At 60.3% G+C, this 12,242-nt stretch carries 15 protein-coding genes; all 15 read left to right on the forward strand.

The window, feature by feature from the left end; all coding sequences use genetic code 11:
- Positions 1–194: 194 nt before the first annotated feature.
- The 15 genes from trmJ to ispG all read left to right on the forward strand — a co-directional run bounded on the left by trmJ (position 195) and on the right by ispG (position 12,220).
- On the forward strand, positions 195–968 hold the full coding sequence (gene trmJ, locus AC1RGE_RS17655; protein ID WP_019094261.1) for a tRNA (cytosine(32)/uridine(32)-2'-O)-methyltransferase TrmJ: 774 nt from the start codon (positions 195–197) through the stop codon (positions 966–968).
- Positions 968–1,744, forward strand: coding sequence for a serine O-acetyltransferase (gene cysE / locus AC1RGE_RS17660; protein ID WP_011063218.1), 777 nt, complete (start codon positions 968–970; stop codon positions 1,742–1,744). The genes trmJ and cysE overlap by 1 nt, the downstream gene beginning before the upstream one ends.
- Positions 1,745–1,984: 240 nt before the next feature.
- Positions 1,985–2,476 (forward strand): Fe-S cluster assembly transcriptional regulator IscR, encoded by a 492-nt coding sequence (iscR, locus tag AC1RGE_RS17665; protein ID WP_011063217.1) that lies wholly within the window; start codon positions 1,985–1,987, stop codon positions 2,474–2,476.
- 50 nt (positions 2,477–2,526) lie between these two features.
- Positions 2,527–3,741, forward strand: coding sequence for an IscS subfamily cysteine desulfurase (locus AC1RGE_RS17670; RefSeq protein WP_015636881.1), 1,215 nt, complete (start codon positions 2,527–2,529; stop codon positions 3,739–3,741).
- A 94-nt stretch (positions 3,742–3,835) separates the two neighbouring features.
- Positions 3,836–4,222, forward strand: a complete 387-nt coding sequence (gene iscU / locus AC1RGE_RS17675; protein WP_007929523.1) for a Fe-S cluster assembly scaffold IscU — start codon at positions 3,836–3,838, stop codon at positions 4,220–4,222.
- 42 nt (positions 4,223–4,264) lie between these two features.
- Positions 4,265–4,588: an iron-sulfur cluster assembly protein IscA gene (gene iscA / locus AC1RGE_RS17680; RefSeq protein ID WP_007929524.1), complete on the forward strand. Its 324-nt coding sequence runs from the start codon at positions 4,265–4,267 to the stop codon at positions 4,586–4,588.
- Positions 4,589–4,596: 8 nt separating this feature from the next.
- Positions 4,597–5,118 carry a co-chaperone HscB gene (gene hscB, locus AC1RGE_RS17685; protein ID WP_011063215.1) on the forward strand — a complete coding sequence of 174 codons (522 nt, stop codon included), beginning with the start codon at positions 4,597–4,599 and terminating at the stop codon, positions 5,116–5,118.
- Positions 5,119–5,169: 51 nt separating this feature from the next.
- Positions 5,170–7,032 carry a Fe-S protein assembly chaperone HscA gene (gene hscA, locus AC1RGE_RS17690; RefSeq protein ID WP_011063214.1) on the forward strand — a complete coding sequence of 621 codons (1,863 nt, stop codon included), beginning with the start codon at positions 5,170–5,172 and terminating at the stop codon, positions 7,030–7,032.
- Between the two features lie 3 nt (positions 7,033–7,035).
- Positions 7,036–7,377, forward strand: a complete 342-nt coding sequence (gene fdx, locus AC1RGE_RS17695; protein WP_011063213.1) for an ISC system 2Fe-2S type ferredoxin — start codon at positions 7,036–7,038, stop codon at positions 7,375–7,377.
- 15 nt (positions 7,378–7,392) lie between these two features.
- Positions 7,393–7,593, forward strand: a complete 201-nt coding sequence (gene iscX, locus AC1RGE_RS17700) for a Fe-S cluster assembly protein IscX (protein ID WP_011063212.1) — start codon at positions 7,393–7,395, stop codon at positions 7,591–7,593.
- 94 nt (positions 7,594–7,687) lie between these two features.
- On the forward strand, positions 7,688–8,113 hold the full coding sequence (gene ndk, locus AC1RGE_RS17705; protein ID WP_011063211.1) for a nucleoside-diphosphate kinase: 426 nt from the start codon (positions 7,688–7,690) through the stop codon (positions 8,111–8,113).
- Between the two features lie 28 nt (positions 8,114–8,141).
- Positions 8,142–9,290 carry a dual-specificity RNA methyltransferase RlmN gene (gene rlmN, locus AC1RGE_RS17710; protein WP_011063210.1) on the forward strand — a complete coding sequence of 383 codons (1,149 nt, stop codon included), beginning with the start codon at positions 8,142–8,144 and terminating at the stop codon, positions 9,288–9,290.
- A 12-nt stretch (positions 9,291–9,302) separates the two neighbouring features.
- Positions 9,303–10,061 (forward strand): type IV pilus biogenesis/stability protein PilW, encoded by a 759-nt coding sequence (gene pilW, locus AC1RGE_RS17715; RefSeq protein WP_011063209.1) that lies wholly within the window; start codon positions 9,303–9,305, stop codon positions 10,059–10,061.
- Positions 10,061–11,107 (forward strand): RodZ domain-containing protein, encoded by a 1,047-nt coding sequence (locus AC1RGE_RS17720; RefSeq protein WP_492584757.1) that lies wholly within the window; start codon positions 10,061–10,063, stop codon positions 11,105–11,107. Before pilW ends, AC1RGE_RS17720 begins: the two co-directional genes overlap by 1 nt.
- A gap of 3 nt (positions 11,108–11,110) precedes the next feature.
- Complete coding sequence (gene ispG, locus AC1RGE_RS17725; protein ID WP_011063207.1) at positions 11,111–12,220, forward strand: flavodoxin-dependent (E)-4-hydroxy-3-methylbut-2-enyl-diphosphate synthase; 1,110 nt, start codon at positions 11,111–11,113, stop codon at positions 12,218–12,220.
- Positions 12,221–12,242: the final 22 nt, after the last annotated feature.

Consider the following 12,242-nt stretch of genomic DNA (forward strand, 5'->3'; position numbering starts at 1 on the left):
TTTTGCAGATGAAGGTCGGCGTTCGCTTTGATTGCATTGATCCGCTGTGTGGCGCATTTCCTCAGCGGGTATTGGCCGCTCCTGTCGCGGGCTCTCAATAAGGCAGCGGAATTGGCAGATGGTTATTTTTGAGGCGGTGGTGCAGCCTGTTCTGTAATATTTGCTCCCCCTTCCCGTGTCCGAGAGCGCCTCCCTTGCTGCAGAACATTCGTGTCGTCCTGGTCAATACCAGTCATCCGGGCAATATCGGCGGGGCTGCGCGTGCCATGAAGAACATGGGCTTGTCGCGGCTGGTGCTGGTGGAGCCGCGGGTATTTCCGTCCCATGAGGCGGATGCGCGGGCTTCTGGTGCCACCGATATTCTCGAAAATGCCCAGGTGGTGGCGACGCTGGAGGATGCTCTGGCGGGTTGCACCCTGGTGTTCGGCACCAGCGCTCGTGATCGGCGCATTCCCTGGCCGCTGCTGGATCCCCGCGAGTCGGGCCTCAAGGTCGTGGAGGAGGCCGGGCAGGGGGCGCAGATCGCTCTGGTGTTCGGTCGTGAAGATTCCGGCCTGACCAATGACGAATTGCAGCGATGTCATTTCCATGTGCATATCCCGTCGGATCCGGAGTTCAGCTCGTTGAACCTGGCCACGGCGGTGCAAGTGCTGACCTATGAAGTGCGCATGTCCTGGTTGGCAGCCCAGGGCCAGCCGAGCAAGGTTGAGAAGGATGAGGTGGCGTCGCCGCGCAGTGATGAGTTGGCAACCATGGATGAGCTGGAGAGGTTCTACGAGCACCTGCAGCAAACCCTGGTGGCCATCGACTTCCTCGATCCGGAGAAACCTCGACACTTGATGGCGCGCTTGCGTCGGTTGTACGGTCGCAGCTCGGTCAGTCGGGCGGAAATGAATATATTGCGAGGCATCCTCACGGAAACCCAGAAAGCGGCTCGTGGGGAGCTACAGAAGCGGAAGGATCAGTGATGTTCGAACGTCTGCGTGAAGATATCCAAAGTGTTTTCCATCGTGACCCGGCTGCGCGCAACGCCTTTGAGGTGCTGACCTGCTACCCGGGGATGCATGCGATCTGGATCCATCGCCTGTCCGGCGCCTTGTGGGGGATGGGCTGGAAGTGGCTGGCGCGGCTGGTCTCGAACTTCGGGCGCTGGCTGACCGGGATCGAGATTCATCCGGGGGCCAAGGTCGGTCGTCGCTTCTTTATTGACCATGGAATGGGCATCGTCATTGGCGAAACCGCCGAGATCGGTGATGACGTCACGCTTTACCAGGGGGTGACCCTGGGTGGCACCAGTTGGAATAAAGGCAAGCGCCACCCGACCCTGGAAGATGGTGTAGTGGTGGGGGCTGGCGCCAAGGTGCTGGGGCCGTTCACGGTCGGGGCCGGGGCCAAGGTCGGTTCCAATGCCGTGGTGACCAAGGCGGTGCCGGCCGGTGCGACCGTAGTGGGGATCCCGGGGCGGATCATCATGAAATCCAATGATGAGCAGGAAGCCAAGCGCAAGGCCATGGCGGAAAAGCTCGGCTTCGATGCCTATGGCGTCAGCGAAGACATGCCTGACCCCGTGGCGCGGGCCATTGGTCAGTTGCTTGATCACCTGCAAGCGGTCGATGGTCGTCTGGAGGGGATGTGTGGCGCGCTGAAGGATCTGGGCAGTGACTACTGCGCCAAGGACTTGCCTGCCCTGCGTGAAGAAGACTTTGCTGAAGTCAAGGGCAAGGGCGACAGCCAGGTCGGCTGATGCCCCGCAAACCGGCTTCTCCTGCAGGAGCCGGTTTGCCGGCGAAAAAGCCCCTGAGATGCCATAAGCGACCCGCGGGTCAGTTGTTGCCATCGCGCTGTGCCATTACGTCGCAGACTTTGCTATGATTCGCGCGCTCTTTTGCGGGTAAATCCGACTAAAGTAGTTGGTCTTATAGTTGACCTGATTACTCGGGTATTGCATACTCGCCTCCATTCCGAAACTCCGTGGTACTTGTCCATGCGACTGACTACTAAAGGCCGATACGCCGTGACCGCCATGCTCGATCTGGCGTTGCACGCGCAACATGGCCCGGTCTCCCTGGCCGATATCTCCGAGCGCCAAGGCATTTCCCTGTCCTATCTCGAACAGCTTTTCGCCAAATTGCGCCGTAGCAATCTGGTGTCCAGCGTCCGGGGTCCTGGTGGCGGCTATCAGCTGTCCCGCGACATGCAGGGGATCCAGGTGGCCCAGGTGATCGATGCGGTGAACGAATCGGTCGATGCAACCAAATGCCAGGGGCTGGGTGATTGCCATGCCGGCGACACCTGCCTGACGCACCACTTGTGGTGCGATCTGAGCCTGCAGATCCACGAATTTCTAAGCGGTATCAGCTTGGCTGACCTTGTCACTCGCCGTGAGGTGCAAGAAGTAGCCCAGCGTCAGGACCAGCGCCGTTGTAATGGCAAGGCGCCGCGCCTGGACAAGATTGAAGCGTCCGCCGTCGAATGACAGCCAAAGAGCTAGCGGCACGCCAGCCAGCCTGATTTAGGAGAGAGTCCATGAAATTGCCGATTTACCTTGATTACTCAGCGACCACCCCGGTTGATCCGCGCGTCGCGCAGAAAATGAGTGAATGCCTGCTGGTCGACGGGAACTTCGGTAACCCGGCGTCCCGCTCCCACGTGTTTGGCTGGAAAGCCGAAGAATCGGTGGAAAACGCCCGTCGCCAAGTGGCCGACCTGGTTAACGCCGACCCGCGTGAAATCGTCTGGACTTCCGGTGCTACCGAATCCGACAACCTGGCAATCAAGGGTGTCGCGCATTTCTACCACACCAAGGGCAAGCACCTGATCACCTCGAAGATCGAGCACAAGGCTGTCCTGGACACCATGCGCCAACTCGAGCGTGAAGGCTTCGAAGTGACCTACATCGAGCCGGGCGAAGACGGCCTCATCACTCCGGCCATGGTCGAAGCAGCCCTGCGTGACGACACCATCCTGGTTTCGATCATGCATGTGAACAACGAGATCGGCACCATCAACGACATCGCTGCCATCGGCGAACTGACCCGCTCCAAGGGCGTGTTGTTCCACGTCGACGGCGCTCAGTCCACCGGCAAGGTCGACATCGACCTGCAGGCCCTGAAGGTCGACCTGATGTCCTTCTCCGCCCACAAGACCTACGGCCCGAAAGGGATCGGCGCGCTGTACGTCAGCCGCAAGCCGCGGGTGCGCCTGGAAGCCACCATGCACGGCGGTGGTCACGAACGCGGCATGCGTTCCGGTACCCTGGCTACTCACCAGATCGTCGGCATGGGCGAAGCCTTCCGCGTGGCCAAGGAAGACATGGCTGCCGAGAACCTGCGCATCAAGGCCCTGAGCGACCGCTTCTACAAGCAGGTCGAGCACCTGGAAGAGCTGTACATCAACGGCAGCATGACTGCCCGCGTACCGCACAACCTGAACCTGAGCTTCAACTACGTTGAAGGCGAGTCGCTGATCATGGCCCTCAAGGACCTGGCAGTGTCTTCCGGTTCGGCCTGTACTTCGGCCTCCCTGGAGCCTTCCTACGTGCTGCGTGCCCTGGGTCGCAACGACGAGCTGGCTCACAGCTCGATCCGCTTCACCTTCGGCCGCTTCACCACTGAAGAAGAAATCGATTACGCGGCGCAGAAAGTCTGCGAAGCCGTTACCAAGCTGCGCGCTCTGTCGCCGCTGTGGGACATGTACAAAGATGGCGTCGATATCTCGAAGATCGAGTGGGCGGCGCACTGAATATAAGTCGCCGCACAGGGTTCTGTAGAGCGTACCGATAACGGCGATTTGCAGAACCCAAGAGCGACTCTCTGATGAGTGAGGATTAAGAATCATGGCTTACAGCGAAAAGGTCATCGACCACTACGAGAACCCGCGCAACGTCGGCAAGATGAACGCGGAAGATCCGGATGTCGGCACTGGAATGGTCGGCGCTCCTGCCTGCGGCGACGTGATGCGCCTGCAGATCAAGGTCAATGAGCAGGGCATCATCGAAGACGCCAAGTTCAAGACCTATGGCTGCGGTTCCGCCATTGCTTCCAGCTCCCTGGCCACTGAGTGGATGAAGGGCAAGACCCTGGATGAAGCCGAAACCATCAAGAACACCCAGCTGGCTGAAGAGTTGGCCCTGCCTCCCGTGAAGATTCACTGCTCGGTACTCGCCGAAGACGCCATCAAGGCTGCCGTACGCGACTACAAGCAGAAGAAAGGCCTGATCTGACCGATCGGCTTTCACAGATTTGGCGACAAGTAAGGAGTCACGATGGCTATCAGCATGACAGAAGCGGCTGCTCAACACGTGCGACGCTCCCTCAACGGGCGCGGCAAGGGTGATGGGATTCGTCTGGGTGTTCGCACCACGGGCTGTTCCGGCCTTGCCTACGTGCTGGAGTTCGTCGACGAGATTGGCGAGGACGATCAGGTATTCGAGAGTCACGGCGAGAAAGTGATCATCGATCCGAAAAGCCTGACCTATCTGGACGGCACCGAACTTGATTTCGTCAAGGAAGGGTTGAACGAAGGCTTCAAGTTCAACAACCCCAACGTGCGCGGTGAGTGTGGCTGCGGCGAAAGCTTCAACATCTGAGGCTTGTCGTGGGTACTCCTTGTCATTTCGCTTTATTTGAGCTGCAACCGAGCTTCCGCCTGGATCTCGAGCAGTTGGCCGCGCGCTACCGTGAGTTGGCGCGTGGGGTTCATCCAGACCGTTTTGCCGATGCTTCCGAGCGCGAGCAGCGCCTGGCCCTGGAGCAGTCGGCAAGCCTCAACGAGGCTTACCAGACCCTCAAGAGCCCGCCCAAGCGCGCCCGTTACCTGCTTGCTTTGAATGGCGGCGAGTTGCCGTTGGAAGTCACGGTGCATGATCCGGAGTTTCTTCTGCAGCAGATGCAATGGCGCGAAGAGCTCGAGGATTTGCAGGACAGCGCCGACCTGGCCGGAGTGGCGGCATTCAAGCGTCGGCTCAAGACAGCCCAGGATGAACTGAATGAAAGCTTCGCAGCCTGTTGGGATGATGCGGCGCAACGCGAGCAGGCCGAGCGCCTGATGCGGCGCATGCAGTTCCTCGACAAGCTCACCTACGAAGTGCGCCAGTTAGAAGAGCGCCTCGACGATTAACCCAGTGCCGCTCCGGTCGCACGCCTGATATACAGATAAGTCCAGATAAGCATGGCCCTACTGCAGATCGCCGAACCCGGCCAAAGTCCTCAACCGCACCAGCGTCGCCTGGCTGTGGGGATCGACTTGGGTACTACCAATTCGCTGGTCGCTGCCTTGCGCAGTGGTCTTTCCGAGCCGCTGGCCGACGCGCAGGGACAGGTGATTCTGCCGTCCGCGGTGCGTTATCACGCCGACCGCGTCGAGGTGGGCGAGTCTGCTCGCCTGGCTGCACCTACCGACCCTTTGAACACCGTGCTTTCGGTCAAGCGCCTGATGGGGCGTGGCCTGTCCGACGTCAAGCAGCTGGGTGAGCAACTGCCCTATCGCTTCGTCGAGGGCGAGTCGCACATGCCGTTCATCGAGACCATCCAGGGGCCGAAAAGCCCGGTGGAGGTATCGGCTGAAGTGCTCAAGGTGCTGCGTCAGCGTGCTGAGGCGGCCCTGGGTGGCGAGCTGGTAGGTGCGGTCATCACCGTTCCTGCCTATTTCGACGACGCCCAGCGTCAAGCCACCAAGGATGCGGCCAAGCTGGCCGGCCTGAATGTACTGCGCCTGCTCAACGAACCTACTGCGGCAGCTGTGGCTTATGGCCTGGATCAGCATGCCGAAGGCGTGGTGGCGATCTATGACTTGGGTGGCGGCACCTTCGATATTTCCATTCTGCGCCTGACCGGCGGCGTCTTCGAAGTCTTGGCTACCGGTGGCGATACTGCCCTGGGCGGCGATGACTTCGATCACGCCATTGCCGGCTGGATCATCGAGGGCGCGGGCCTGTCCGCCGACCTCGACCCGGGTACCCAGCGCAGTCTGTTGCAAGCCGCTTGTGCGGCCAAGGAAGCCTTGACCGGCGCCGCGTCCGTGGAAGTGGTGTATGGCGATTGGCGTGCCACCCTGACTCGCGACGCCTTCGACGCCCTGATCGAGCCGATGGTTGCCCGCAGTCTCAAGGCCTGTCGTCGTGCTGTACGCGATTCCAATGTCGAATTGGATGAAGTGCAGGCGGTGGTCATGGTGGGCGGTTCGACCCGTGTGCCGCGTGTGCGTGAGGCGGTGGCTGAAATGTTCGGTCGCCAGCCGTTGACCGAGATCGATCCGGATCAAGTGGTGGCCATTGGGGCCGCGATCCAGGCCGATACCTTGGCCGGCAACAAGCGCGAAGGCGGCGAATTGCTGCTGCTGGACGTGATTCCGCTGTCCCTGGGGTTGGAAACCATGGGCGGGCTGATGGAGAAGGTGATTCCGCGCAACACCACCATTCCGGTTGCCCGTGCCCAGGACTTCACCACCTACAAGGATGGCCAGACGGCCATGATGGTTCATGTGCTGCAGGGCGAGCGCGAGCTGATCAGCGACTGCCGCTCCCTGGCGCGTTTCGAATTGCGCGGCATCCCACCGATGGTGGCCGGTGCGGCGAAGATCCGCGTGACCTTCCAGGTCGACGCCGATGGCCTGCTCAGCGTTTCTGCGCGAGAGCTGGGTTCGGGCGTCGAAGCCAGCATCCAGGTCAAGCCATCCTACGGTCTGACCGACGGCGAGATCGCCAAGATGCTCAAGGATTCCTTCCAGTACGCCGGCGACGACAAGGTGGCCCGTGTACTGCGCGAGCAGCAGGTTGATGCTCAGCGCCTGATCGAGGCGGTGCAAGGTGCCTTGGACGCCGATGGCGAGCGTCTGCTGGACGCCGAAGAGCGCATGGTTATCGAGCTGCAGATGCAGGAATTGAGTGAATTGATGCGTGGCACCGATGGTTATGCCATCGAGCAGCAGACCAAGCGTCTGTCGCAAGTGACCGATGCCTTTGCTGCCCGACGCCTGGATTCGACGGTGAAAGCCGCGCTGGCGGGGCGCAACCTGAATGAAATCGAGGAATAACTGATGCCGCAGATCATTTTTCTGCCACACGCCGTGTTCTGTCCGGACGGCCTGGTTGTAGAGGTCGAGCCTGGCGTCTCGGTGCTCGAGGTGGCGCATGACAACCACATCGAGATCGAAAGTGCCTGTGGCGGCGTCTGTGCCTGCACCACCTGCCATTGCATCATTCGTGAAGGCTTCGACTCGCTGAACGAGGCTGACGAGCTGGAAGAAGACCTGCTGGACAAGGCCTGGGGCCTGGAAGCGCAGTCGCGCCTGTCCTGCCAGGCCATCGTCGGCGATGAAGATCTGACCGTCGAAATTCCAAAATACTCGCTCAACCATGCAGCCGAAGCGCCGCACTGATTTCAAGGAACTGGCATGAGCCTCAAGTGGGTTGATGTACTGGAAATCGCGATCCAACTGGCTGAGTCCAAGCCGGATGTGGATCCGCGTTATGTGAACTTTGTCGATCTGCACCAATGGGTTCTGGCACTGCCGGAGTTCAGCGACGATCCGGCTCGCGGAGGCGAGAAGGTTCTTGAAGCAATTCAGGCCGCCTGGATCGACGAAGCTGACTGAATCCGCGGGCTACGCAGTTAGGCAATCCCTATAAACCCGCGTATAATTCGCGGGTTTAATTTTTCGCTTTAATCACCGTTTCTGGAGTTACACCATGGCTGTTCAACGTACTTTCTCCATCATCAAGCCTGACGCTGTTGCAAAAAACGTTATCGGCAAGATCGTTTCCCGTTTTGAAGAAGCCGGCCTGCGCGTTGTAGCTTCGAAAATGAAGCAACTGTCCAAGGCCGAAGCTGAAGGCTTCTACGCTGAGCACAGCGAGCGTGGCTTCTTCGGCGAACTGGTTGCCTTCATGACTTCCGGCCCGGTTGTTGTTCAGGTTCTGGAAGGCGAAAACGCCATCGTTCGCAACCGTGAGCTGATGGGCGCTACCAACCCTAAAGAAGCTGCTGCCGGCACCATCCGTGCTGACTTCGCCGAGTCCATCGACGCCAACGCCGTTCACGGTTCGGACTCCGAAGCTGCCGCTGCTCGCGAAATCGCTTACTTCTTCGCAGCTACTGAAGTAACCGCTCGCTGAGTAAGGCTTGCGCGTGAGAGGTGAAACCATGACTGCATCGATCGGCAAAACTAACCTGTTGGGGCTTACTCAACCGGAAATGGAGAAATTCTTCGACTCAATCGGGGAGAAGCGTTTCCGTGCCGGTCAGGTAATGAAATGGATTCACCACTTTGGCGTCGATGATTTCGACGCCATGACGAATGTCGGCAAGGCCTTGCGCGAAAAGCTCAAGGCTGTTGCCGAGATTCGCGGTCCGGAAGTGGTCAGCGAGGACATCTCCAGCGACGGCACCCGTAAATGGGTGGTGCGCGTGGCGTCCGGCAGTTGCGTCGAGACCGTCTACATTCCCCAGGGCAAGCGCGGCACTCTGTGCGTTTCGTCCCAGGCGGGCTGTGCCCTGGATTGCAGTTTCTGCTCCACCGGCAAGCAAGGCTTCAACAGCAACCTCACCGCCGCCGAAGTCATCGGCCAGGTGTGGATTGCCAACAAATCCTTTGGCAGCGTCCCGGCGACCGTCGACCGTGCCATCACCAACGTGGTGATGATGGGCATGGGTGAGCCGCTGCTGAACTTCGACAACGTCATCGCTGCCATGCACCTGATGATGGACGACCTGGGCTACGGCATCTCCAAGCGCCGGGTGACCCTGTCGACCTCCGGCGTGGTGCCGATGATCGATGAGCTGGCCAAGCACATCGACGTCTCGCTGGCGTTGTCTCTGCACGCACCCAATGATGCGCTGCGCAACCAGCTGGTACCGATCAACAAGAAGTACCCGCTGAAGATGCTGCTCGAGTCCTGCCAGCGCTACATGTCGGCCCTGGGTGAGAAGCGTGTGCTGACCATCGAGTACACCCTGCTCAAAGACGTCAACGACAAGCTTGAGCACGCGGTGGAGATGATCGAGCTGCTCAAGGATGTACCGTGCAAGATCAACCTGATCCCGTTCAACCCGTTCCCGCATTCCGGGTACGAGCGTCCGAGCAACAATGCCATTCGTCGCTTCCAGGACCAGCTGCATCACGCCGGTTTCAATGTCACCGTGCGCACCACGCGTGGTGAAGACATCGATGCTGCCTGCGGTCAGTTGGTCGGGCAGGTGCTGGACCGCACCCGTCGTAGCGAACGCTATATCGCCGTGCGTGAGTTGAGCGCCGACGCCGATATGCCGCAAAGCGCCGCAACCCGTACCTGAGAGAGGATCTCCATGGCCCTGCGCTTTGCGCTGCTCCTGCTTGTTGCCAGCCTGTGTGCTGGCTGTGTTCTGTCGGGTGATTCCAACCCGATGAACACCAGCAAGGGGCGCGACGAGGCGCGCGAGGCCTATGTGCAGTTGGGCCTGGGCTACTTGCAGCAGGGCATGAGCGAGCGGGCCAAGGTGCCACTGAAGAAAGCCCTGGAACTGGCCCCCGCCGATGCCGACGCCAATGCTGCCCTTGCACTGGTGTTCCAGGCCGAGATGGAACCGGCCCTGGCCGACGAGCATTTTCGCCAGGCCCTGGCGGCGCGTCCGGACAGTGCCCGGATCCTCAATAACTACGGCAGCTTTCTGTTCCAGGAAAAACGTTACAAAGAGGCTTATCAGCGCTTTGAGCAAGCCGCTGCTGATACTCTGTACCCCGAACGTTCCCGAGTGTTTGAAAACCTCGGCATGACCGCTTCAAGGCTTGGCCAGCGTGATCTGGCCCAGCTGCAGCTGGAAAAGGCCTTGCGTCTCAATCATCAACAGCCCCGTGCATTGCTGGAAATGGCTGAGTTGTCTTACGAAGACAGGCATTATGTGCCCGCGCGCGACTATTACGATCGTTTTAGCCTGCTCGGCGAGCAAAATGCACGTAGTCTATTGCTCGGCGTTCGACTGGCAACGGTGTTCGAAGATCGCGACAAGGCCGCCAGTTACGGTCTGCAACTAAAACGACTTTATCCCGGTACGCCGGAATATCAGCAATACCTGTCGGAGCAATGATGAAAGCGGCCCATCCCGAAGTTCAAGCAGTGACTCGCGTAAACCCCGGTGAGACCCTGCGTCAGGCCCGCGAAAGCAATGGTTGGTCGCTGGCCGAAGTGGCCCACAAGCTCAACCTCACCGTGAGCTCCCTGAGCAACCTGGAAGCTGGCGCCTTCGACAAGCTGCCGGGGCACACTTTCGCCCGTGGCTATATTCGTGCCTACGCCAAATTGCTGGGCATGGATCAGGCGGTACTGGTCCAGGAGTTCGATCAATACACCGGTACCGACTCCCAGGGCAGCAGCGTCCATGCCCTGGGGCGCATCGAAGAGCCGGTGCGGGTTTCCCACACTATCTTGCGCATTGTCAGTTTGCTGCTGCTGGTGGCGGTGGTTGGTGGCGGTTTCATCTGGTGGCAGGATCAGTCCTCCCAGCGCGGCAAGGAGCCGGTCTCCCTGAGCCCCGAGCATGTCGAGGTCGAAGGCGCCGATGGCACTACCCAGATTCATCCTATCGACGAGCCCGAAGACCAGGCGGTTGCCGAGGGGCAGAGCGAAGCGCTGGACAACGCCGCTCAAAGCGAAGGCCAGGCAGCGAGCGAGACTCCTGCCGCCCCAGCCGTTTCGACCGCGCCGGCGCCGGCTGCCACTGCGTCCCTCCCCGCAGCTCCCGTGCACAACGCGCCGGCTCCGGCGCCTGTCGCACCGGCTGCCGTGGCGCAAGCGCCTGTCGCACCGGCTGCCGTGGCGCAAGCGCCTGTCACGCCGACCGCGCCTGCTGCTGCGGTTGCACCGGGCAGCGCTGCGGCAACTGCAGTTGCAGGCGCGGGCCAGGTACAGATCCAGTTCAGCGCCGACTGCTGGGCCCAGGTCATCGATGCTAACGGCAAGGTTCTGCTCAGCGCCCTCAAGCGCAAGGGTGAAAATGTCGATGTCAGCGGCAAGCCGCCTTTTGCCGTACGTCTGGGCTATGCCCGTGGCGCACAAATCACTTACAACGGTCAGGCGGTGGATATCGCCCCGTTCACCAGCGGCGAGACTGCTCGCCTGAAGTTAGGTCAATAAGTCATGCACGGCGAATCTCCAATCAAGCGTCGCGAATCCCGCAAGATCTGGGTCGGCTCGGTACCGGTCGGAGGCGATGCCCCGATTGCGGTGCAGAGCATGACCAACAGCGACACCAACGACGTGGCCGCAACCGTCGCCCAGATCAACCGCCTGGAAGCCGCCGGTGTCGATATCGTGCGGGTTTCGGTGCCGGACATGGACGCCGCCGAGGCGTTCGGCCGGATCAAGCAGCAGGTCAAGGTACCGCTGGTGGCCGACATCCACTTCGACTACAAGATCGCGCTGCGCGTGGCCGAACTGGGCGTCGATTGCCTGCGGATCAACCCGGGCAATATCGGTCGTGAAGACCGGGTACGCGCGGTGGTGGATGCTGCCCGTGATCGCGGGATCCCGATCCGTATCGGGGTCAACGCCGGTTCCCTGGAAAAAGACCTGCAGAAAAAATACGGCGAACCGACCCCGGCTGCATTGGTGGAGTCGGCGCTGCGTCACGTAGAACACCTGGAACGCTTGAATTTCAAGGACTTCAAGGTCAGCGTGAAAGCCTCGGACGTGTTCATGGCCGTCGAGGCCTACCGCCTGCTGGCCAAGGAAATCATCCAGCCCCTGCACCTGGGGATCACCGAAGCCGGTGGTTTGCGCTCAGGCACAGTGAAATCCGCCGTCGGCCTCGGTATGCTGCTGGCCGAAGGAATTGGCGATACCATTCGCATTTCGCTGGCGGCCGACCCGGTCGAGGAAGTGAAGGTCGGCTACGACATTCTCAAGTCCCTGCACCTGCGTTCCCGTGGCATCAACTTCATCGCCTGCCCGAGCTGCTCGCGGCAGAACTTCGATGTGGTGAAAACCATGAACGAACTGGAAGGACGGCTTGAAGACCTGTTGGTGCCGTTGGATGTTGCAGTGATCGGTTGCGTGGTCAACGGTCCGGGTGAAGCCAAAGAGGCGCACATCGGCCTGACCGGTGGTACACCGAACCTGATCTACATCGATGGCAAGCCGGCACAGAAACTGACCAATGACAATCTGGTGGACGAGCTTGAAAAGCTGATCCGGCAGAAGGCGGCCGAAAAGGTCGAGGCCGACGCAGCGCTGATCGCTCGCGGCTAACCGAACGTATTTAAGGATTTTT

The sequence above is a fragment of the Pseudomonas sp. GW823-FHT02C05 genome (assembly GCF_058797595.1).

Bases quoted from the DNA above. Each gene is read 5' to 3' on its own strand.
- ndk (WP_011063211.1), top strand. From the start codon at position 7,688: ATGGCTGTTCAACGTACTTTCTCCATCATCAAGCCTGACGCTGTTGCA.
- iscA (WP_007929524.1), top strand. From the start codon at position 4,265: ATGGCTATCAGCATGACAGAAGCGGCTGCTCAACACGTGCGACGCTCC.
- AC1RGE_RS17670 (WP_015636881.1), top strand. From the start codon at position 2,527: ATGAAATTGCCGATTTACCTTGATTACTCAGCGACCACCCCGGTTGAT.
- fdx (WP_011063213.1), top strand. From the start codon at position 7,036: ATGCCGCAGATCATTTTTCTGCCACACGCCGTGTTCTGTCCGGACGGC.
- hscA (WP_011063214.1), top strand. From the start codon at position 5,170: ATGGCCCTACTGCAGATCGCCGAACCCGGCCAAAGTCCTCAACCGCAC.
- iscX (WP_011063212.1), top strand. From the start codon at position 7,393: ATGAGCCTCAAGTGGGTTGATGTACTGGAAATCGCGATCCAACTGGCT.
- iscU (WP_007929523.1), top strand. From the start codon at position 3,836: ATGGCTTACAGCGAAAAGGTCATCGACCACTACGAGAACCCGCGCAAC.
- AC1RGE_RS17720 (WP_492584757.1), top strand. From the start codon at position 10,061: ATGAAAGCGGCCCATCCCGAAGTTCAAGCAGTGACTCGCGTAAACCCC.
- pilW (WP_011063209.1), top strand. From the start codon at position 9,303: ATGGCCCTGCGCTTTGCGCTGCTCCTGCTTGTTGCCAGCCTGTGTGCT.
- cysE (WP_011063218.1), top strand. From the start codon at position 968: ATGTTCGAACGTCTGCGTGAAGATATCCAAAGTGTTTTCCATCGTGAC.
- iscR (WP_011063217.1), top strand. From the start codon at position 1,985: ATGCGACTGACTACTAAAGGCCGATACGCCGTGACCGCCATGCTCGAT.
- ispG (WP_011063207.1), top strand. From the start codon at position 11,111: ATGCACGGCGAATCTCCAATCAAGCGTCGCGAATCCCGCAAGATCTGG.
- rlmN (WP_011063210.1), top strand. From the start codon at position 8,142: ATGACTGCATCGATCGGCAAAACTAACCTGTTGGGGCTTACTCAACCG.